Raw genomic sequence first — 21,436 nt, forward strand, 5'->3', positions numbered from 1 at the left:
TCCTTGCAGTCGCTGCGGCGGTTGTGGGCGGGCTGGTCGGCGATGGTAGCCGCTCAGCGCAGGCCGTCCCAGAGCAGCTTCACCCCGGTCAACCCCATGCCCACGTGCAGGATGCGGTAGAAGTGCACGGGCGAGATGCGCCGCACCAGCCAGACGCCCAGGCCCACGCCGGCCATCGCCACCGGCACCAGCACCAGCGCCGTGAGCATGTTGCGCTGGTCGATCAGCCCGAGCCAGGCGTAGGGCACCCACTTGGCCATGTTCACGGCAGCGAAGAACACCGCCATCGTGCCCGCATACACCACCGGCGGCAGCCGCAGCGGCAGCACGTAGAAGGCCACCGGCGGGCTGCCGGCGTGCGCGACGAAGCTGGTGAAGCCCGAGACCGTGCCGAGCAAGAAGCCCAGCCAGCGCGGCGGCGGCGGCGCATCGGCACGCGGCGGGAACACCAGCCGCGTGGCCAGGAAGGCCAGCGTCAGCGCGCCCACGACGGCCGCCACCGTCTGCGCCGACAGCACGCCGAACAGCAGCGCGCCCACCAGCACGCCCAGCAGGCCGGCCGGCAGCAGCAGCCGGATCAGCGCCTTGTCGCGCCGGCGCACCAGGGCCGTCAGGCCCACCAGGTCCGAGGCCACCAGCAGCGGCAGCAGGATCGCGGCCGCCTGCGGCACCGGCACGCTCAGCGCCAGCAGCGGCACGGCCAGCGCGCCGAAACCCGACGCGAAGCCGCTCTTGGACAGGCCGATCAGCAACGCCGCGGGGATGGCCGCGGCGTAGAACCAGGGGTCGGTGATCAAACCAGCCGGCAGGCGTCGGCGAAGGCCAGGCGCGGGTTGCGCACGAACACCTTCGCAGGGTCGCCCTGGCCCAGCGTGCAGATGAAGTTGGTCTTCACCGCGGTGCCGGCCCAGAACGCGGCGTCGAGCTTGTCGGCGTCGAAGCCGCTCATCGGCCCGCAGTCCAGGCCCAGCGCCCGTGCGGCCAGGATCATGTAGCCGCCCTGCAGCGACGAGTTGCGGAAGGCCGTGGCCTCGATGGCCGCCGGCTTGCCGGCGAACCAGCTGCGGGCGTCGGTGTGCGGAAACAGCTGCGGCAGCTGCTCGTAGAACGCCAGGTCCATGCCGACGATCACGGTCACCGGCGCCTCGCGCACCTTCTGCTGGTTGCCGGCGCTCACGCAGGCCAGCAGCCGCTCCTTGCCGGCGGCCGAGCGCACGAAGGCAAAGCGCGCAGGGTTGCTGTTGGCGGCCGTCGGGCCCCACTTCAGCAGCTCGTACAGCTGCTCCAGCTGCGCGTCGGACACCGGCGTGTCCAGATAGCCGTTCTGCGTGCGCGCGTCGGTGAAGAGACGTTCTGTCGTGGTCTGCATGGCGGGGGCGGAGGGAAGACCCGACAATTGTCGGATGTTCCAGCCCTCCCAGTCCGACGTGCGGCGATTCTTCTGCGCCGCATTTGCCAAGCACCGCGCCGGCCTGCCGGTGGACGCGATGGAGGCGATCGCGGTGCGCTGGATCGCCGAACACCCCGAGTACGACGCCGACCTCGCCGACGTGGACGCGGCGCTGGCGGCTGCCTACACCGTCGAGGACGGCCGCACGAATCCGTTCCTGCACCTGAGCATGCACCTCACGATCGAGGAGCAGTGCAGCATCGACCAGCCCACCGGCATCCGCCAGGCCGTGGGCCTGCTGGCCGCGCGGCGGAACTCGCTGCACACCGCCCACCACGAGGTGATGGAGTGCCTGGGCGAGATGATCTGGACCAGCCAGCGCAGCGGCCTGCCCCCCGACGGCCAGGCCTACATCGAAGCCGTCAGAAAACGCGCCACCCGCTGAGAGCGGGGACGCGACGGGAAGATCAAGCGGCCGCCGCGGCCCGGCTCCGCCGGTCCGCTGGCGGCGCCCCCTGGGGGGAGCGCCGCAGGCGCTTCGGGGGGGTCACTTCACCGTCACCCAGGCCACTTCCAGCCAGTTGTCGGCACGGTGCACCGCGCTGACATTGGTGCGCGCGGCCCAGGGGATGACCTGCCGGTGCAGAGGGATCAGGTGCGCCTGGCCCGTGTACTCGCGCAGCGCGGCCTTCACCAGCTCCTCGCGCTTCTTCGCGTCGGGCTCGACGCTGCTGGCCGCGGCCATCTGGTCGAACTTGTCGTTGACGACGCGGCCATAGTTGTACAGGCCCTGGCCGCCCGGACCGGGATTGCGCAGGACCGGCGTGATCGTGGTCTCGGCGTCGGTCACGGCGCCGCCCCAGCCCAGCATGTACATGCTGGTGTCGTGCTTCTCCAGCTTGGGGAAGTAGGTCGCGCGCGGCATCGCGTTGACCTTGACCTTCACCTTCAGCTGCGCCCACATGCTGGCCAGCGCGATGCAGATCTCCTCGTCGTTGATGTAGCGGTTGTTCGGGCAGTCCAGCGTGACCTCGAAACCGTCGGCGAACCCTGCCTCGGCCATCAGCGCACGCGCCTTGGCGAGGTCGAAGGGCAGGCGCGTCTCGACCTGCGGGTCGTTGTAGCTGCCCAGCGGGCTGGGCGTGATGCCGCCGGTGGGAAAGCTCTGGCCGTTCATCAGCTTGGTCTTCATCGTCTCGATGTCGACGGCGTGGTACAGGGCCTTGCGCACGCGCACGTCCTTGAACGGGTTCTTGTCGCCGGGCACGTTGCCGTAGGCCAGCTTGTCACGGAACTGGTCCATGCCGATGAAGACGATGCGGTTCTCCGGGCCGTCGACGATCTTCACGCCCGCGGTGTTGCGCAGTCGGGCGATGTCACGCGGCGCCGGGTCGAGCACGAAGTCGATCTCTCCGGAGACCAGCGCCGCCAGCCGCGTGGCGTCGTTGCTGATCTGGGTGTAGACGATCTCCTGCACGTTGCCCTCGAACTTGCCCCACCAGTTCGGGTTGCGCTTGTAGACCGTCTTGATGCCGGGCGCGCGGCTCACCAGCATGTAGGGGCCGGTGCCGTTGGCGTTGAACGAGGCGTAGCTTTCTTCCTTGTTCTTGAAGTCCAGCGGCTTGGTGACCTTGTGCTTCTCGGACCAGCTCTTGCTGAGGATCCACAGCGCGTCCATGTGCTGCAGGAAGATGGGGTTCACCTTCGCCAGCCGGAACTCGACCGTCATCGGGTCCAGCGCCACGGGCGTGCCGACGGCGTTGGCATAGACGTTGACCTGCGAGGTCGGCTCCTTGCCGCGGTTGATCGAGTAGACGACGTCGTCGGCGCTGAAGGCGCTGCCGTCGTGGAACTTCACGCCCGGGCGCAGCTTGAAGCGCCAGGTCAGCGAGCCGGTCTGCTCCCAGCTGGTGGCCAGGCTGGGCACGATGTTGAGCTGGCGGTCGCGCGTGACCAGCTTCTCGTAGACCTGGCCGTTCATCATGTTGGTCATGGACTCGTTCTGCGAGTGCGGGTCCATGGTCTGCGGATCGCCCTGGCTGGCCCAGCGCAGCGTCTGCGCCTGGACGGCGGCGCCGGTGGCGAGCAGCGCCGCCAGCGCGACGGTCGAGATCAGAGATTTCATCTTGGCTCCTGCCGATGGAAGTGCGGCGAGTGTAGGCAAGTGCCGTGCCCGCACGGTTGCGGGAAAACCTGATCAGTCCGGGGACACCGGAGCCGCGCGCTGCGCAGCCCGGCCGCTACTTCGAGGCGCGCCGCAGGTCGGGATCGACCCAGAGGTCCTCGATGTGCTTGAAGCCCCACTTGTCGGGCGGCTCGCGGCCGGCGATGCGGTCGGACGTGCCCGCCGCGGCCAGATCCAGCCGCACGGGCGGGATCGGCATGTTCGACTTGGTCGAGAAGAACAGCTTCACGACCGGGGCCGAGAGCTTGTCGGCGTTCTGCTCCACCACCACGCCCAGCCGCCCCGACTGCATGCGCACCACGGAGCCGGTGGGGTAGATGCCGATGCTGCGCACGAAGGCCGAGAACATCGTGGTGTCGAAGTGGCCCTTCCACGACGCCATGCGCGCGATGGACTCGGCCGGGTCCCAGCCGGCCTTGTAGGGGCGGTTCGACGTGATCGCATCGTAGACGTCGCACACCGCGCCCATGCGCGACAGCGCGTGGATCTGCTCGCCGGCCAGCCCGTGCGGGTAGCCGCTGCCGTCCATCTTCTCGTGGTGGTGCAGGCACACTTCCAGTGCCGCCTCGCCCGCCCCCTTGCCTTCCATCAGCAGCGCATGGCCGCGCTCGGGGTGTGTCTTCATGACCGCGAACTCGTCGTCGGTCAGCTTGCCCGGCTTGTTCAGCACGTCGTTGGGCATCACGGCCTTGCCCAGGTCGTGCAGCAGGCCGGCCAGGCCGGCATGGCGGCACTGCTCCTCGCTCATGCCGAGCTGCCGCGCCAACGCCACCATCAGCGCGCACACGGCCACCGAGTGCATGTAGCTGTAGTCGTCGGCCGTCTTCAGCCGCGCCAGGCTGACCAGGGCGCCGGGGTTCCGGTAGACGGAGTTGGAGATGTCCTCCACCAGCGGCAGGCACTGGTCGGCGTCGAGCGCCTTGCCCAGGCGGGCGTCGGCGAACATCGAGACCACCGCGCGGCGGCTGCGCTTGACCACGGCAGCGGCCTGCTGCATCTCCTCCTGGAACGAAGTACTGGCGGGCTTCACCGGCGCGGCGGGCGCAGCCGGCGGCGGCGGCGGCGCGGCCACGACGACGCTGTGCTGCGGCTTGGGCAGCGCCGCGGGCGCCACGTCCAGCCCCTGGGTGACATCGATCCAGACGTGGCGCACCGCGCTGGAGCGCGCCTTTTTCAGGTCGGCTTCGTCGTCGACCACGAAGCGCGTGCGCCAGAAGGGATGGTCCATCCACGGGCCGTCGAAGGCATGCAGATGCATGCCCAGACGCAGTTCGCTGACTTCGATCCTCTTGAGCATGGCCTCGATCGTGGAACGGGGGTGGGCGCGTCTCCCTGGCGCGCCTCTGAGGCAATTTCGACCGGACCTGATCAGACTTGAGCGCCACCGGCCCTGAAACGACACAGGCCCCGCACTGCGGGGCCTGGGGGAGGGACCAGCGCGGTGCGCCGGTCAGCGGAAGCGCGTGTCGGGAACCGTGCGCACGTCGCCGGGCAGGCTGCCCAGGTAATCGGCGATGGCCTTCAGCTCGCTGTTCTTGAACTGCTTGACCTGGCCGCTCATGATGGCGTTGGCGCGGCCGACCTGCGCGTTGCCTTCGGTGCCATAGGCCTTGAGCGCGACGTACAGGTAGTCGGCATGCTGGCCCGCGAGCTTCGGGTAGGCGCCGTCGATGGGCTTGTTGAAGTTGGCGCCGTGGCAGGAAGCGCAGGCACCCTTGGCCAGCAGCGCGGCGACTTCGGCCGAAGGCGCCTTGGCCGGGGTCTCGGCCACGGTCTTGATCGACGAGGCGCCGTGACCTTCGTAGAAGGCCCCCAGGTCGGCCATGTCGGCTTCGGTCAGCGACGCGGCGATCGCACGCATCGTCGGGTGCTTGCGCTCGCCCTTCTTGTAGGCGTTGAGCGAGGCGACGATGAACTTCGCGTTCTGGCCCGAGATCATCGGCACCTTGTGCACGAGCGGGAAGCTGGCCTGGTACGCGGGGATGCCGTGGCACCCGATGCACATGGCAGCCTTGGTCTGGCCGGCCTTGGCGTCCTGGGCCTGGGCTGCGGTGGCCACGAAGTTGGAACCGGCCACCCCGACAAGGGAAGCGAGCAGCAGGGAGAGCGCTTTGATCATCGTCAGACAGGGTGAAAAGACGATCGATTATAGGGCCCCTTATACTGATCCGCCCCCTTCCCGACACGGCCAACAGCGCCGTTCTTGCCATGAAATTCCAGGGTTCGGACCACTACGTCGCCACGCAGGACCTGATGCTGGCGGTCAATGCTGCCGTCACCCTGAAGCGCCCGCTGCTCGTCAAGGGCGAGCCCGGCACCGGCAAGACGATGCTGGCCGAGGAAGTGGCCAGCGCGCTGCAGTTGCCGCTGCTGCAGTGGCACATCAAGAGCACCACCAAGGCGCAGCAGGGCCTGTACGAGTACGACGCGGTGAGCCGGCTGCGCGACAGCCAGCTCGGCGACGAGAAGGTCAAGGACATCCACAACTACATCGTCAAGGGTGTGCTGTGGCAGGCCTTCACGGCCGAGCAGCCGGTGGCGCTGCTGATCGACGAGATCGACAAGGCCGACATCGAGTTCCCGAACGACCTGCTGCGCGAGCTCGACCGCATGGAGTTCTACGTCTACGAGACCCGCGAGCTGGTGCGCGCCCGCCACCGGCCGCTGGTCTTCATCACCAGCAACAACGAGAAGGAACTGCCCGACGCCTTCCTGCGCCGCTGCTTCTTCCACTACATCAAGTTCCCCGAGGCCGAGACGATGCAGAAGATCGTCGACGTGCACTTCCCCGGTCTCAAGAAGGACCTGCTGGGCGCGGCGATGAAGACCTTCTACGACGTGCGCAACCTGCCCGGTCTGAAGAAGAAGCCCAGCACCAGCGAACTGCTCGACTGGCTCAAGCTGCTGGTGGCCGAGGACATCCCCCTGGAGGCGCTGCAGAGCAAGGACGACAAGGTCGCCGTGCCGCCGCTGGTGGGCGCGCTGCTGAAGAACGAGCAGGACGTGACGCTGTTCGAGAAGCTGGTGTTCATGCAGAGGCACAACCGGTAATGCGGGCGGTCGTCGGCGTCACGCTCGCACGCGGGCCGGTGCGGCTGGTGCCGCTGGCGCTGGACCACGAGACCGGCCTGGCCGCTGCAGCGGCCGACGGGGACTTGTGGACCCTGCGCGTGACCTCCGTGCCCGAGCCCGGCGCCACGCGCGCGTACATCGAGACCGCGCTGCGCATGCACGCCGAAGGCAGCCGGCTCGCCTTCGCCGTGCTCGACGCGGCCGACGGCACCGTGATCGGCAGCACCAGCTACCACGACATCGTGCCCGCGGTGGAACGCCTGGAGATCGGCTACACCTGGTACGCGCGCCGCTGCCAGCGCACGGCCGTCAACACCACCGCCAAGTGGCTGCTGATGCAGCACGCCTTCGAGACCCTGGGCGCACGGCTGGTGGGCTGGCGCACCGACCACGAGAATCTCGCCAGCCAGCGCGCCATCGAGCGCCTGGGCGCGCGCAAGGACGGCGTGCTGCGCCACCACGCGCTGCGGCGCGACGGCACGGTGCGCGACACCGTCATGTACAGCCTGACCGCGGCCGAGTGGCCGCCGGTCAAGGCCCACCTCGAACACCAGCTCACGCGAGCACGCTGAAGAGACGCACGCCATGGCCAAGCAACGCCCCATCACGATCGACGACCTCTGGCAGCTCGAACGCCTGGGCGCCCCCAGCCTGTCGCCCGACGGCGCGCAGGCGGTCGCCACCGTCACGCGGTTCAAGATGGAGGACAACACCTCCAGCAGCCGGCTGCTGCTGCTGTCCACGCTGGGCGGCGCGCCGCGCCCGCTGACCCAGTGCGGCGACAAGGACGGACAGCCGCGCTGGAGCCCGCGCGGCGACCGCATCGCCTTCGTCGCCAAGCGCGAGCAGGCGGGCGTGAAGGACGACGTGCCGCAGCTGTACCTGATCGCCCCCGACGGCGGCGAGGCCGAGCGCAGCACCACGGTGGCCACCGGCGTCGAGGCCTTCCGCTGGTTTCCCGACGGCCGGCGCATCGCCTTCATCAGCTGGGTCTGGCCGGAACTGCGCGGCGGCAAGGCGCAGGCTGCCGCCGCCAAGGCCTTCAAGGACCGCAAGGAGACGGGCTACGCCACCAGCGAAGCGCAGTACCGCCACTGGGACCACCACGTGCCGATGGGCCGGGTGGCGCACCTGCACCTGCTGGAGCTGGGGCGCGACGGCAAGCCGGCCAAGGTGCGCGACCTGTTCGAAGGCACGCCCTACGAGCTGGGCCGCGCGTCGCCCGACGCGAACGCCTTCGACGTCTCGCCCGACGGCCGCCGCATCGCCTTCGTCTTCGATCCCGCGGCGCAGAAGAAGGTCGGCAACAACTTCGCCCTGGCCGAGCTCGACGTGAAGACCGGCCGCATCAGCGTGCTCGTGCAGGACAAGGACTGGGACATCGCGGCGCCGCGCTACAGCCCGAACGGCGAGGACATCGCGTTCACCGCCAGCCACCAGGGCGTCAAGCACACGATGCCGGCGCAGCTGGCGCTGTGGGAACGCAGCCAGAACAGCTGGGACGTCGTCAGCGGCGAGTGGGACCACGAGGTGCACGCCCCGCTGCTGTGGGAGGAAGACGGCCAGGCGCTGCTGTTCACCGCCGAGCAGCAGGGCCGCACGCACCTGTGGCGCTTCGACCTGCCCGACCGCCGTGCCGAGGTGGTGGTGCACGGCGGCTGGGTCACCGGCTTCGACAAGCGCGCGGGCACGCTGGTGACGCTGGCCGACAGCGCCACGCACCCGGGCCGCCTGCGCGTGCACCCGCCGGGCGAGGAGGCGCGCCGCATCGAGCAGGTCAACGACGACCTGATGGCGCAACTCGCCACGGGCCGGGTCGAGGAAGTCTGGCTCACAGGCGCGCTGGGCGATCCGGTGCAGATGTGGCTGACCTACCCGCCGGGCTTCGACGCCAAGAAGAAGCACCCGGTCATGCACAACATCCACGGCGGCCCGCACACCGCCGCCGGCGACGCCTGGCACTACCGCTGGAACACGCAGGTCTTCGCCGCGCAGGGCTACGTCGTGGCCAGCGTCAACTACCACGGCTCGTCGAGCTTCGGCTACGCGTTCCTCGACAGCATCACGCACCGCTGGGGCGAACTCGAGCTGCAGGACGTGGAAGCCGGCACCGACTGGCTGCTGCAGCAGCGCTGGGCCGACAAGAAGCGTGTCTTCGCCACCGGCGGCAGCTACGGCGGCTTCATGGTGGCCTGGATGAACGGCCACATCGCGCCGGGCCGCTACCAAGCCTACATCTGCCACGCCGGCTGCTTCGACTGGACGGCGATGTTCGCCGACGACGCCTACACCTGGCACGCCAAGGAACTGGGCGCCTGGTACTGGGACGACATGGCCAAGATCCAGGCCCAGAGCCCGCATGCCTTCGCTGGCGCGATGCGCACGCCCACGCTGGTGATCCATGGCGCGCTCGACTACCGCGTGCCCGACGCCCAGGGACTGGCCTACTACAACACGCTGCAGGCCCGCGGCGTCGACGCGCGGCTGCTGTGGTTCCCCGACGAGAACCACTGGATCCTGAAGCCGCGCAACTCGAAGCAGTGGTACGGCGAGTTCTTCGGCTGGCTGGCTGCGCACGACCCGGCGCGCAAGGCGGCCGGCAAGGCCGCGGCCGCGCCCGGCGGCAAGCGCTGAGCCGGCGCAGCACCGGCGCGGTCCCCGGCAGCACAATCACGGCAACCTCCCGCCTGCCATGCTGATCAACTTCTTCTACACGCTGCGTGCGGCCAAGCTGCCGGTGTCCATCAAGGAATACCTGCTGCTGCTCGAAGGGCTGAAGGCAGGCGTCATCGGCCCCTCGGTCGACGACTTCTACTACCTCGCCCGCACCACGCTCGTGAAGGACGAGGCGCACTTCGACAAGTTCGACCGTGCCTTCGGCGCCTACTTCAAGGGTGTCGAACTGCTCACCGACTTCGCGCAGGACGTGCCGCTGGAGTGGCTGCGCAAGACGCTGGAGCTCGAGCTCTCGGCCGAGGACAAGGCCGCGATCGAGAAGATGGGCTGGGACGAGCTGATGGAGACGCTGAAGAAGCGCTTCGAGGAACAGAAGGAGCGCCACGAAGGCGGCAACCGCATGATCGGCACCGGCGGCACCAGCCCGTTCGGCGCCTACGGCTACAACCCGCAGGGCATCCGCATCGGGCAGGACAAGGGCCGCAACAAGAGCGCGGTGAAGGTCTGGGACCAGCGCGCCTACAAGGACTACGACGACACCAAGGAACTCGGCACGCGCAACATCAAGGTGGCGCTGCGCCGGCTGCGGCGCTTCGCGCGCGAGGGCGCCGAGGACGAACTCGACCTCGACGGCACCATCCACCGCACCGCGGCCAACGCCGGCATGCTCGACATCAAGATGCAGGCCGAGCGCCACAACAAGGTCAAGGTGCTGCTGCTGATGGACGTGGGCGGCACGATGGACGAGCACATCCACCGGGTCGAGGAACTCTTCAGTGCCACCAAGTCCGAGCTGAAGCACCTGGAGTTCTATTACTTCCACAACTGCGTCTACGACTTCATGTGGAAGAACAACCGGCGCCGCTTCAGCGAGAAGTTCGCCACCTGGGACGTGATCCGCAAGTACAACAAGGACTACAAGCTCATCTTCGTCGGCGACGCCACGATGAGCCCGTACGAGATCCTGCAGCCCGGCGGCAGCGTCGAGTACAACAACGAGGAGCCCGGGGCCGAATGGCTGCAGCGGCTGACGCACGCCTTCCCCCGCTTCGCGTGGATCAACCCCGAGCCGCAGGGCGTGTGGCAGTACCGCCAGAGCATCTCCGTCATCCAGCAGCTGATGAACCAGCGCATGTTCCCGCTGACACTGGCCGGCCTGGAAGGGGCGATGCGGTTGCTCAGCAAATGAGGCGGCTGCGTCCGGCGGCGTGGGCGCTGGCCGCCCTGTTGTGCCTGTCGGGCTGTGCCAACCTGCAAGGGGCGGCGGACGGCGGGGCCGACGGTGCCGGCTCGCCCGGGGCCGCGCCCGCGGCCGCCGCTGCATCCCCCAGCCCGGCGCCGACCTCGACGACGCTGGACGTGGTGGCGCCGGCCCCGCTGCAGGCGCTGCTGCTGCGCTACCTGGACCTGGCGCGCGTGGACACGCTGGCCAACGGCGAGCCCATCGACGACAGCGAGTGGTCGCGCCTGATCGACGCCGCGCCCTCGCAGGTGCGCGAGCTGCTGCAGACCGAGGGCTACTTCGCGCCCAAGGTCATCGTCACGCGCGAACCCAGCGACGACGACAACCAGCGCCGCGTGCGCCTGGAGCTCGACCCCGGCCCGCGCACGCAGGTGACCCGCTTCACGCTGCAGGCCGACGGCGAGCTCGGCAGCCTCGTCGACGCGGGCGACCCGGGTGCCGTGCAACTGCTGAACCAGCTGCGCGGCAACTGGCCCATGGGCGTGGGCGAGCCCTTCCGCAACCCGGCGTGGAACGACGCCAAGGCGGCCACGCTGACGCAGCTGCGCACCGCCGGCTACGCCAACGCCAGCTGGGCCGGCTCGGTGGCCGACATCAACGCCGACAAGCACGAGGCGCGGCTGTTCCTGGTGGCCGACAGCGGGCCGCTGTACCGCTCGGGGGCGATCGAGATCGAGGGCCTGAAGGTGCAGGACGTCGCCACCGTGAAGATCCTCGCCACCTTCGAACCCGGCACGCCGGTCAACGAGCAGCTGCTGCTGGACTACCAGGAGCGCCTGCAGAAGACCGGCCTGTTCGACAGCGTCACCGTGACACTGGACCCCGACCCGGTCAACGCCGCCCGCGCGCGCATCCTGGTGCGCGTGCGCGAGGCGCCGCTGCAGGTCTGGACCTTCGGCCTGGGCATCAGCGCCAACACCGGCCCGCGCGCCTCGGTCGAGCACGTCTACAGGCGTGTCTTCGGCTTTCCGGCGACGGCGCGCAACAAGCTCGAGTGGGGCGGCCTGAAGCAGTCGTGGGACGGCGAGATCAGCACGCACCCGCAGAACAGCCTGTACCGCTACCTCGTGGGTGGTGCCGTGGAGCGGCTGGAGTCCGACTCCGACATCGTGACCTCGCAGCGCCTGCGCCTGGGCTACACCCAGGACACGCTGCGCATCGAGCGCCTGTACTACGTCGAGACCGAGCGTTCCGCCCGCGAGACCTTCGGCAGCCCGCCGGTGCGCAGCACGACGGTGGCCAACTCGGTGCGCTACGACGGCGTCTGGCGCAACCTGGACAACGCCATCCTGCCGACGGACGGCTACACGATGTCGATCCAGCTCGGCCTCGGCCGCGCGCACGGCACCGACTCCGAGAGCGGCCCGTTCACGCGCCTGTACGCACGACTGACCGGCTACAAGCCGCTGGGCCGGGCCTGGTACGGCCAGGCGCGCGTCGAGTTCGGACAGATGGTCAAGCGCGACGCGGTGGCGGTGCCCGAGTCGCTGCTGTGGCGCGCCGGCGGCGACGAGTCCGTGCGCGGCTACAGCTACCGCAGCCTGGGCCCGGTGGTTGACGGCGTCGTCAGCGGCGGCACCACGCTGCTCACCACCAGCTTCGAGCTCGCACGGCCCATCAGCGCCCGCCTGCCGTCGGTGTGGGGCGCGGTGTTCGTCGACGTCGGCGGCGCGGCCAACGGCGTGGGCGCCCTGAAGCCGTCGCTGGGGACCGGCGTGGGCGTGCGCTGGCGCAGCCCGGTCGGTCCGCTGCGCCTGGACCTGGCCCACGGCCGGGACACCGGCGACGTGCGCCTGCACTTCAGCGTCGGCATCGCGTTCTAGGCCATGGACGACACCCGCCCGCGCCCGATCGCCACGCCGCTGCGCCTGCTGTGGCCGCTGCTGGCCGTGGCCGTGCTGCTGGTGCTGCTGCTGGCGGCCGCGGTCGGCGGCAGTGCCTGGCTGCTGACCAGCGAGGCCGGCACGCGCTGGCTGCTGCAGCGGCTGCCGATGGTGCAGGCCGACGGCGTGCGCGGCGCGCTGTTGTCCAGCCGCTTCGAGGCCGACCGGCTGCAGGTGCGCTGGGCCGGCGGGCAGGCGTCGCTGACGCTGACGCAGCTGCGCGCCGAGGGCCTGGTGTGGCACTGGCGGCCGGTGCCGGGCGCCTGGGTCGGGCTCGACGCCAGCCGGCTCGCGGCGCAGGACGTCACGTTCGTCGCCGGGCCGCCATCGGGCCAGCCGGCGGTGCTGCCGGCCTCGCTGGCCTCGCCGCTGCGGCTGCGCATCGACGCCGTGGCCATCGACACGCTGCGCGTCGGCACGCTGGCGCCGCTGCGCGGGCTGCAGGGCCGGGTGGCGCTGGGCGTGGACGGCCGGCACCGCATCGACGCGCTGCAGCTCGAATGGGACCGCCTGCGGCTGCAGGGCCGGCTGCAGCTGGCCGACACCGCACCGTACGCGCTGGACGGCGAACTCGCTGCCACCACGCTGGCCGGCCCGGGCCCGGCGGTGCTGGCCGACGTGGCCGTCACGCTGCGTGCCGGTGGCACGCTGGAACGCGTGCAGGCCACCGCCACCGTGCGCGGCAGCGCCCGCGACGGCCTGCCCGCGCCCAGCGCCGACCTGCAGGCCACGCTGCTGCCCTTCGCGCCGTGGCCGCTGGCCGCACTGGGCGCCGAAACACGGGCGCTGGACCTGGCGGTCTTCGCCAGCACGCTGCCGCAGACCCGCCTGAGCGGCAGCGCGCAGGTGCAGAGCAGCGCGGTCGATGCGCCCATCGGGGCCACCGTGCAGCTCGACAACGCCCTGCCCGGCCGCTGGAACGAAGGGCGCCTGCCGCTGCGCAGCCTGGCGCTGGAGCTGCGCGGCAGCTCGCGCCAGCGCCAGCAGGTCGACCTGACGCGGTTCGAGGCCGTGCTGGGCACCCCGCAGCAGCCCGGCGGGCGCTGGAGCGGCAGCGGCCAGTGGCTGGCGCACACGCTGACGCTGCAGACCATGCTGCACGACGTGCGGCCGCAGCGCCTGGACAACCGGGCCGCGGCGATGGCGCTGTCGGGCCCGCTGAACGTGACGCTGCAGGGCCTGCCCTCGCCCGATCCGGCACAGGCCGGCACGCGGCCCGCGCGCGCCGTGACGGTCGACACCACGCTCGATGGCCGGCTCGACGGCGCGCCGCAGCCCGTGCAGCTGACGCTGCAAGCCCGCGCCGACGACAGCCGCATCGAGATCCAGCAGCTGCGCGCGCACAGCGGCAACACGCTGGCGCAGGCCCAGGCCAGCGCCACGCCGCTGGCCGGCGGCGCCTGGCAGCTCAGCAGCGCCGGCACGCTGACCGACTTCGATCCCCTGCCCTGGTGGCCGGGCGAAGCCGGCTCGGCCTGGCGCCAGGGGCCGCACCGCCTGTCGGGCGGCTGGCAGATCGACCTGCGGCTGCCGGGTGACCTGGCCGGCAAGGCGCCGCTGGCCTGGGTGCCGCGCCTGGCCGGCAACGGCACGCTGCGCCTGACCGACTCGGTGCTGGGCGGCGTGCCGCTGTCGGCTGCATTGACGCTGGCGCAGAAGCCTGGCGCCTCGCCGCCGAGCACCCTGGTCGGCACGCTGCAGATGGCCGGCAACACGCTGAAGATCGACGGCAGCGGGGACCCCGCCGGCAGCGGCGCGGGCGATCGCCTGCGCCTGGACCTGGACGCCGGCCGCATGGCGGGCCTGGCGCCGCTGCTGCAGCTGCATCCGGCACTGGCCGACTGGGCGCCGCGCAGCGGCACGGTCATCGCCAGCCTCACCGCGCAGGGCCGCTGGCCCGACCTGCACACCGAAGGCACGGTCGACCTGCAGCAGCTGCAGGCCGGCCCGCTGGCCGTGGACCAGGGTGCGCTGCGCTGGAACTTCGACACCGGCGGCCTGGCGCAGGAACCGCTGGAGGCCGAGGCCCGGCTGTCCGGCCTGCGCTGGGGCACGCAGCGGCTGGAACAGCTGCGCGCCGACCTGCGAGGCACCTGGCGCAGCCATGACCTGCTGGTCACGGCGGCGATGCCGGCCACGCCGCCGGCGCTGGCCGAGCAGTTGCTGGCGGTGCGTGCCGGTGCCGGCACGCGCGCGCAGCTGCAGGCCTCGGGCGCCTGGCAGCCGGCAGGCGGCGGCGGCGGCACCTGGCGCGGCCAGGTGCAGCGCCTGGCCGTGGGCAGCTGGGATGGCGCCACGCTCAGCGGCGACACCCGCGCCAGCTGGCTCGACGCCCGCAACCTGCGGGCCACGCTGCAGTTCGGCAGCAGCGGCGCGCTCGAAGGCCTGCAGGCCGAACCCGGCCGCATCCAGCTGGCCGACGCGATGGCGCTGCGCTGGGACGCGGTGCGCATCGCGCCGGTGCCCGGCGGCCTGACGCAGATCGACCTGAACGCCGACCTCGATCCGTTCTTCGTGGCGCCCCTGCTGGCGCGTGCCCAGCCCGACATGGGCTGGGGCGGCGACCTGCGCGTGAAGGGCAAGCTGCAGGTGCGCGCCGCGGAACGCTTCGATGCCGACCTGGTGATCGAACGCGCCGACGGCGACCTGACGCTGCGCGACGACGCCGGCCTGCAGCTGCTCGGCCTGACCGACCTGCGCCTGGGCCTGGCGGCCCACGACGGCCAGTGGGTGTTCACGCAGGCGCTGGCCGGCCGCACGCTGGGAGAGATGGCCGGCGCCCTGAGCGTGCGCACCACGCCGCAGGCACGCTGGCCCGGCCCCGAACGCGCCGCTGGACGGCGTGGTCGAGGCCCGGGTGGCCAACCTCGGCGTCTGGGGCACCTGGGTGCCGCCGGGCTGGCGCCTGGGCGGCCAGCTGCGCACCAGCGCCACCGTCGGCGGCCGCTTCGGCGCGCCCGAGTACACCGGCCAGGTCACCGGCTCCGACCTCTCGGTGCGCAACCTGCTGCAGGGCGTGAACATCACGCAGGGCAGCGTCGCCGTCACGCTGGCCGGCGAGACCGCGCGCATCGACAGCTTCAGCCTCAAGGGCGGCGAAGGCACGTTGCGCGTGACCGGCGGCGCCAGCTTCGGCGCCACGCCCAGCGCCAAGCTGCAGGTGGTGGCCGACCACTTCCGGCTGCTCGGCCGCATCGACCGCCAGCTCAGCACCAGCGGCAGCGCCGACGTGCTGCTGCAGCGCGACCTGATCCGTGTCGACGGCCGCTTCGGCGTCGACGAAGGGCTGTTCGACACCAGTCGCGGCAACGCACCGTCGCTCGACGACGACGTCAACGTGCGTCGCGCCAGCAGCGAGGTCGAACTCGAGGAGGCAACGCCCGTGCCGCGCTCGCGCCGCACGCTGGCGGTGACGCTGGCGGTCGACCTGGGCGAGCAGCTGCGCGTGAAGGGCCGCGGCCTGGACACCACGCTGCGCGGCCAGCTGCGCATCACCACGCCGGGCGGGCGGCTGCAGATCAACGGCACCGTCAACACCGACAGCGGCAGCTACGCCGCCTACGGCCAGAAGCTGGCCATCGAGCGCGGCATCGTCGCCTTCAGCGGCCCGCCCGACAACCCGCGGCTGGACATCCTGGCGCTGCGGCCCAACATCGACATGGGCGTCGGCGTGTCGATCACGGGCACCGTGCAGAGCCCGCGCGTGCGCCTGTACAGCGACACCGACATGAGCGACACCGACAAGCTGTCGTGGCTGGTGCTGGGCCGCGCACCCGACGGCCTGGGCCGCACCGACACCGCGCTGCTGCAGCGCGCCGCGGTGGCGCTGCTGTCGGGCGAGGGCGAGGCGCCCACCGACGCGCTGCTGAAGAGCCTGGGCATCGACGAGCTGTCGCTGCGCCAGAGCGACGGCGACGTGCGCGAGACCGTCATCACGCTGGGCAAGCAGCTCTCGCGGCGCTGGTACGTCGGCTACGAGCGCAGCGTCAACGCGACCGCCGGCACCTGGCAGCTGATCTACCGCATCGCGCAGCGCTTCACGCTGCGCGCGCAGAGCGGGCTCGAGAACTCGCTGGACGTCATCTGGGTCTGGCGCTTCGACGACGTGCCGATCCCGTCGCTGCCGCGGCTGCCCGGCACCGCCGCACCGCCGCCGGCCACGCCGGCCTCGGCGGGCGGCATGACAAAATCAGCGCCGCAGCCACCGTAGTTCAATGGATAGAACGGGCGCCTCCTAAGCGCCAGATGCAGGTTCGATTCCTGCCGGAGGCACCAAGCGGGCGCCGTTCAGTGGCGGTCCAGCTGCCAGCGGTGGTCGCGCAGCCGGCGCAACTCCAGCACCACCGCGGGCGCAAAGCCCTGGCGGCCGCCGCGGCGGTCGACCAGCAGGTCGTCGAACACCGCGTCCACCAGCCCGGCATCGGCCCAGCACCACGCAAGGCGGTTCAGCACGTGCGGGTGGCGTTCGGCCAGGCGCAGCGGGCGCCGGCCGGCGGGCAGCTGGCGCAGCCAGGCGCGCGTGGCCGCCTGCAGGGTGGTGTCGGCGTCGCGCGCACCGCAGCGCGGGCGCGGCGCGGCGGCAAGGCGGGCGGAGGCAGCAAGGATCGCGGGCATGTCGTGGTCTTCGGCGCGGCCGCCGCCGACCTGAGGCCGGGTGTGTTGCGCCGCGTGGCGCTTCGTCACCGGACGTGTCAGCGCGCTGGCGCGCGCAGCGCGCGGGACAGCAGCACCACCGGCAGCAGCCCCACCGCCACGATGGCCAGCGACGGCAGCGCGGCCTCGGCCAGGCGCTCGTCGCGGGCGAAGTTGTAGGCCACCACCGCCAGCGTGTCGCTGCCGAAGGGGCGCAGCACCAGGGTGGCCGGCAGTTCCTTCATCACGTCGACGAAGACCAGCAGCGCCGCCGCCAGCGCCGAGCGCTTCAGCAGCGGCAGGTGCAGTTCAAGGAACAGGCGCCGCCCGCCGCCGCCCAGCAGCCGCGCGCTTTCGTCGATCGACACCGGCACCCGCGCGTAGCCGGCTTCCACCGACTGCAGCGCCACCGCCGAGAAGCGCACGAGATAGGCGTAGAGCAGGCCGAACAGCGTGCCGGTGACCCAGGCCGAGACCGGCACCGACGGCAGCGCCTCCTGCAGCAGGCCGACCGGGATCAGGATGCCCACGGCGATCACCGCGCCCGGCACCGCGTAGCCCAGCGACAGCACGCGCGCCGCCGCCGGCAGCACGCCGCCGCCGCGCCGGCGCAGCACGTAGGCCAGCGCCAGCGCCAGCGCCGTGGCGGCCAGCGCGGCCACGGCGGCCAGGCGGAAGCTCGACCAGGCCCACTGCGCAAAGCGCGCCAGCGGCAGGCCGAACTCGCTCAGCGTCGCCTCCTGCCACAGCAGCCACGCCAGCCACGCCACCGGCAGCACGAAGCCCAGCAGCACCGGCAGCGCGCACAGCGCCACCGCGAACACCGCCGCGCCGCCGTGCAGGCGCAGCGGCCGGGCCTCGGCGGCACCGCCGCCGCCGCGCCCGGCGGCGAAGCGCAGGCGCCGCTGTGCGCGCCGCTCGGCCCACAGCAGCAGCGCGACGACCGCCAGCAGCAGCGACGCCAGCTGCGCCGCGGCGACGCGGTCGTTCATCACCAGCCAGGCCTTGGTGATGCCGGTGCTGAAGGTGGTGAGGCCGAAGTAGGCGCCGACGCCGTAGTCGGCCAGCGTCTCCATCAGCGCCAGCGCGGTGCCGGCGGCGATGGCCGGGCGCGCCAGCGGCAGCGCCACTTCCAGCAGCCGGCGGCGCGTGCCGGCGCCCAGCAGCCGCGCCGCTTCCATCATCGGCACCGCGCGTTCGCCCAGGGCGCCGCGCGCCAGCAGGTAGACGTAGGGGTACAGGCACAGCACGAACAGGAGCACCGCGCCCCACAGGCTGCGCACGTCGGGCCACAGCGCGCCCTGCCAGCCGAAGGCGTCGCGCAAGGCCATCTGCAGCGGGCTGCTGAACTGCAGCGCGTCGGTCCAGGCGTAGGCCAGCACGTAGGCCGGCATCGCCAGCGGCAGCAGCAGCGCCCATTCGAAGCTGCGTCGGCCCGGGAAGTCGAACAGCGTCACCGCCGCCGCCGCCCCGGCGCCCACCAGCACCACGCCCACCGCCACGCCCGCGGCCAGCAGCAGCGACTGCGCGGCGTACCCCGCCAGCACGGTGCTGGCCTGGTGCCGCAGCACCTCCAGCGCAGCGGCATCGAGTGCGAACCATGCGCCCAGCACGCCGGCCACCGGCAGCGCGAGAAACAGGCAGAGAAGGGTGAGAACCGGGCGCATGAGAAGGAAGAATGAGAACGATTATCATCGACTCATGTTCCTGAGCCTGGAATCGGTGTCGGTGCAGTACCCGCGCAGCACGGCGCGCCGTGCTGCGGTGGAGGCGGTCTCGCTGGGCCTGAAGGCGGGCCAGATCGGCGTGCTGATCGGACCGTCGGGCTGCGGCAAGACCTCGCTGCTGCGCGCGGTGGCCGGGCTGGAACGCTGCCACGCCGGCCGCATCGTGATGGACGGCCGCGCGCTCGGCGACGCCGCCGCCGGTGTGCACCTGGCGCCCGAGGCACGGCGCATCGGCATGGTGTTCCAGGACTACGCCCTCTTCCCGCACCTAAGCGTGGCCGACAACGTGGCCTTCGGCGTCGCCCACCTGCCGCGCGCCGAACGCCAGGCCCGCGTGCAGACGATGCTGGACCTGGTGGGCCTGGCGCACGCCGCCCGGCGCGCGCCGCACGAGCTGTCGGGCGGGCAGCAGCAGCGCATCGCACTGGCGCGCGCGCTGGCGCCACAGCCGCAGCTGCTGCTGCTGGACGAGCCCTTCTCCAGCCTCGACGCCGACCTGCGCGAGACGCTGGCGCAGGAGTTGCGCGCGATCCTGAAGGCCAGCGGCACCACGGCGCTGTTCGTCACGCACGACCAGTTCGAGGCGTTTGCGCTCGGCGACGTCATCGGCGTCATGCACCAGGGCCGCCTGGAGCAGTGGGACGACGCCTACACGCTGTACCACCGGCCCGCCACCCGCTTCGTGGCCGGCTTCATCGGCCACGGCGTGTTCACGCCGGCGCAGATCGTCGCCTGCGCGCACGGCCCCTGCGTGCACACGCCGCTGGGCGAGCTGAACGACCTCGACGAGTGCCCGCTGCCCGCGGCGTTTCCCGACGGCCACTGCGACGTGCTGCTGCGCGCCGACGACATCGTGCACGACGACGCCAGCCCGGTGAAGGCCTGCATCGAACGCAAGGCGTTTCGCGGCAGCGAATTTCTTTACACGCTGCGGCTGGCCAGCGGCGAACGCGTGATGGCCCACGTGCCCAGCCACCACGACCACCAGGTGGGCGAGTGGATCGGCATCCGTGCCGAGGTGGACCACGTGGTCACGTTCGCCCGCGCCACGGGCGCCGACTGAACCGCGTCGCCCGTGCCGGCCCGCACGTTTGCGGGGCCGGCGATGTCCCTGCGGGGAACTGCGCGCGCCAACCCGGTTCTATACTGGACTGGACGTCCATTTGATGGAGGCGCGTCGACGATGGGTGCAAAACTGAGAGTGGCCGGGCTGCTGGCCGTGGGTGCCCTGGCCGGGGCCTTGACCACCATGCAGCTGCAGGCCAACGCCCGCAACGCGCTGGCGCCGCTGCCGCTGGAAGAGCTGCAGCAGCTCGCTGCGGTGTTCGGCATGGTCAAGAGCGACTACGTCGAGACCGTCGACGAGAAGAAGCTGATCTCCGATGCCATCAGCGGCATGGTTGCCGGGCTCGACCCGCACAGCCAGTACTTCGACAAGAAGACGTTCCGCGAATTCCGCGAAAGCACCGGCGGCAAGTTCGTCGGCATCGGCATCGAGATGGGCATGGAGGACGGCCTCGTGAAGGTCGTTTCGCCGATCGAAGGCTCGCCGGCCTTCCGTGCCGGCCTGCGGCCGGGCGACCTCATCACCCGCATCGACGACACCGCGGTCAAGGGCCTCACGGTCGACCAGGCCGTCAAGCGCATGCGCGGCGAGCCCAACACCAAGGTCGTGCTGACCGTGTTCCGCAAGGCCGAGAGCCGCAGCTTCCCGGTCACCATCGTGCGCGAGGAGATCCGCGTGCAGAGCGTGCGCGCGAAGATGTTCCAGCCCGGCTATGCCTGGGTGCGCGTGTCGCAGTTCCAGGACCGCACGGTGGAGGACTTCGCCCGCAAGGTCGACGAGCTCTACAAGCAGGACCCGAACATCAAGGGCATGGTGCTCGACCTGCGCAACGACCCGGGCGGCCTGCTCGACGGCGCGGTGGCCATCAGCGCCGCCTTCCTGCCGGAGGACGTGGTGGTGGTGTCCACCAACGGCCAGATCGCCGAGAGCCGCGCCACCTTCAAGGCCAGCCCCGAGTTCTACGCCCGCCGCGGCGCCGACCCGCTGCGCCGCCTGCCGGCCGCGCTGAAGACGGTGCCGCTGGTGGTGCTGGTGAACGAAGGCTCGGCCAGCGCCAGCGAGATCGTGGCCGGCGCGCTGCAGGACCACAAGCGCGCCACGATCATGGGTGCGCAGACCTTCGGCAAGGGCAGCGTGCAGACGGTGCGTCCGCTGTCGGCCGAAACCGCGCTGAAGATCACCACCGCGCGCTACTACACGCCGTCCGGCCGCAGCATCCAGGCCAAGGGCATCGTGCCCGACATCTGGCTCGACGAGACCGCCGAAGGCAACGTCTTCGCGGCGCTGCGCATGCGCGAGGCTGATCTCGAGAAGCACCTGACCGGCGCCGACGAGAAGAAGGACGATGCGCGCAGCAAGGCCCGCGAGGAAGCCCGTGCCAAGCTCGAGGAGCAGATGGCCAAGAGCAAGGAGCCGCCGAAGCCGCTGCCCGAGTTCGGCAGCGAGCAGGACTTCCCGCTGGTGCAGGCCTTCAACCAGCTCAAGGGCATGCCGGTGGTCGTCAGCAAGACCGCGGTGGAGCGCAAGGCCGAAGCCGACGCGGCCAAGCAGTAACGCGCCGC

General features: G+C 71.3%; 17 protein-coding genes and 1 tRNA gene. 10 read left to right on the top strand and 8 right to left on the bottom strand.

The window, feature by feature from the left end; translation table 11 throughout:
• Positions 1–53: 53 nt before the first annotated feature.
• Positions 54–797, bottom strand: coding sequence for a sulfite exporter TauE/SafE family protein (locus tag ACPOLB_RS09965; RefSeq protein WP_425261190.1), 744 nt, complete (start codon positions 795–797; stop codon positions 54–56).
• Complete coding sequence (locus tag ACPOLB_RS09970; RefSeq protein ID WP_425261191.1) at positions 794–1,369, bottom strand: malonic semialdehyde reductase; 576 nt, start codon at positions 1,367–1,369, stop codon at positions 794–796. Before ACPOLB_RS09970 ends, ACPOLB_RS09965 begins: the two co-directional genes overlap by 4 nt.
• A 34-nt stretch (positions 1,370–1,403) precedes the next feature.
• Here ACPOLB_RS09970 and ACPOLB_RS09975 point away from each other — a divergent pair, with 34 nt between their 5' ends.
• Complete coding sequence (locus ACPOLB_RS09975) at positions 1,404–1,835, top strand: DUF1841 family protein (protein ID WP_425261192.1); 432 nt, start codon at positions 1,404–1,406, stop codon at positions 1,833–1,835.
• Between the two features lie 102 nt (positions 1,836–1,937).
• On the opposite strand, the gene ACPOLB_RS09980 is transcribed toward ACPOLB_RS09975, so the two are convergent.
• From ACPOLB_RS09980 to ACPOLB_RS09990, 3 genes are all read right to left on the bottom strand, one after another.
• Positions 1,938–3,515 carry an ABC transporter substrate-binding protein gene (locus ACPOLB_RS09980; RefSeq protein ID WP_425261193.1) on the bottom strand — a complete coding sequence of 526 codons (1,578 nt, stop codon included), beginning with the start codon at positions 3,513–3,515 and terminating at the stop codon, positions 1,938–1,940.
• A gap of 115 nt (positions 3,516–3,630) precedes the next feature.
• Positions 3,631–4,872 carry an HD-GYP domain-containing protein gene (locus tag ACPOLB_RS09985; protein WP_425261194.1) on the bottom strand — a complete coding sequence of 414 codons (1,242 nt, stop codon included), beginning with the start codon at positions 4,870–4,872 and terminating at the stop codon, positions 3,631–3,633.
• 153 nt (positions 4,873–5,025) lie between these two features.
• A complete protein-coding gene (locus tag ACPOLB_RS09990) occupies positions 5,026–5,694 on the bottom strand; it encodes a c-type cytochrome (protein ID WP_425261195.1) in 669 nt (222 codons plus the stop codon).
• 89 nt (positions 5,695–5,783) lie between these two features.
• Between ACPOLB_RS09990 and ACPOLB_RS09995 the strand changes: the two genes are divergently transcribed.
• The 5 genes from ACPOLB_RS09995 to ACPOLB_RS10015 are packed head-to-tail and all read left to right on the top strand — an operon-like array spanning position 5,784 to position 12,389.
• On the top strand, positions 5,784–6,626 hold the full coding sequence (locus tag ACPOLB_RS09995) for an AAA family ATPase (protein ID WP_425261196.1): 843 nt from the start codon (positions 5,784–5,786) through the stop codon (positions 6,624–6,626).
• The gene (locus ACPOLB_RS10000; RefSeq protein ID WP_425261197.1) at positions 6,626–7,219 is read left to right on the top strand and encodes a GNAT family N-acetyltransferase; all 594 of its coding nucleotides are present in this window, start codon (positions 6,626–6,628) and stop codon (positions 7,217–7,219) included. The genes ACPOLB_RS09995 and ACPOLB_RS10000 overlap by 1 nt, the downstream gene beginning before the upstream one ends.
• 13 nt (positions 7,220–7,232) lie before the next feature.
• Complete coding sequence (locus tag ACPOLB_RS10005; RefSeq protein WP_425261199.1) at positions 7,233–9,281, top strand: S9 family peptidase; 2,049 nt, start codon at positions 7,233–7,235, stop codon at positions 9,279–9,281.
• A gap of 58 nt (positions 9,282–9,339) precedes the next feature.
• Positions 9,340–10,512, top strand: coding sequence for a vWA domain-containing protein (locus ACPOLB_RS10010; RefSeq protein WP_425261200.1), 1,173 nt, complete (start codon positions 9,340–9,342; stop codon positions 10,510–10,512).
• The gene (locus ACPOLB_RS10015; protein WP_425261201.1) at positions 10,509–12,389 is read left to right on the top strand and encodes an autotransporter assembly complex protein TamA; all 1,881 of its coding nucleotides are present in this window, start codon (positions 10,509–10,511) and stop codon (positions 12,387–12,389) included. The genes ACPOLB_RS10010 and ACPOLB_RS10015 overlap by 4 nt, the downstream gene beginning before the upstream one ends.
• Here the strand turns inward: ACPOLB_RS10015 and ACPOLB_RS10020 are convergent.
• Entirely contained in the window at positions 12,386–14,902 is a 2,517-nt protein-coding gene (locus ACPOLB_RS10020) for a hypothetical protein (RefSeq protein ID WP_425261202.1), read from the bottom strand. The genes ACPOLB_RS10015 and ACPOLB_RS10020 overlap by 4 nt on opposite strands.
• A 389-nt stretch (positions 14,903–15,291) precedes the next feature.
• Between ACPOLB_RS10020 and ACPOLB_RS10025 the strand changes: the two genes are divergently transcribed.
• The gene (locus tag ACPOLB_RS10025) at positions 15,292–16,659 is read left to right on the top strand and encodes a translocation/assembly module TamB domain-containing protein (RefSeq protein WP_425261203.1); all 1,368 of its coding nucleotides are present in this window, start codon (positions 15,292–15,294) and stop codon (positions 16,657–16,659) included.
• Positions 16,650–16,724, top strand: a tRNA-Arg gene (locus tag ACPOLB_RS10030). Before ACPOLB_RS10025 ends, ACPOLB_RS10030 begins: the two co-directional genes overlap by 10 nt.
• A 12-nt stretch (positions 16,725–16,736) precedes the next feature.
• Here ACPOLB_RS10030 and ACPOLB_RS10035 read toward each other — a convergent pair.
• Both ACPOLB_RS10035 and ACPOLB_RS10040 read right to left on the bottom strand, forming a co-directional pair.
• Positions 16,737–17,063, bottom strand: coding sequence for a hypothetical protein (locus ACPOLB_RS10035; protein WP_425261204.1), 327 nt, complete (start codon positions 17,061–17,063; stop codon positions 16,737–16,739).
• Between the two features lie 77 nt (positions 17,064–17,140).
• Positions 17,141–18,748 carry an ABC transporter permease gene (locus tag ACPOLB_RS10040; RefSeq protein ID WP_425261205.1) on the bottom strand — a complete coding sequence of 536 codons (1,608 nt, stop codon included), beginning with the start codon at positions 18,746–18,748 and terminating at the stop codon, positions 17,141–17,143.
• Positions 18,749–18,782: 34 nt separating this feature from the next.
• Here ACPOLB_RS10040 and ACPOLB_RS10045 point away from each other — a divergent pair, with 34 nt between their 5' ends.
• Together ACPOLB_RS10045 and ACPOLB_RS10050 are read left to right on the top strand one after the other, a co-directional pair.
• A complete protein-coding gene (locus ACPOLB_RS10045; RefSeq protein WP_425261206.1) occupies positions 18,783–19,871 on the top strand; it encodes an ABC transporter ATP-binding protein in 1,089 nt (362 codons plus the stop codon).
• Between the two features lie 120 nt (positions 19,872–19,991).
• On the top strand, positions 19,992–21,428 hold the full coding sequence (locus tag ACPOLB_RS10050) for a S41 family peptidase (RefSeq protein WP_425261207.1): 1,437 nt from the start codon (positions 19,992–19,994) through the stop codon (positions 21,426–21,428).
• Positions 21,429–21,436 lie beyond the last annotated feature (8 nt).

Origin of the sequence: Rubrivivax soli (genome assembly GCF_049810355.1) — a bacterium.
Taxonomy (GTDB): Bacteria; Pseudomonadota; Gammaproteobacteria; order Burkholderiales; family Burkholderiaceae_C; genus Rubrivivax.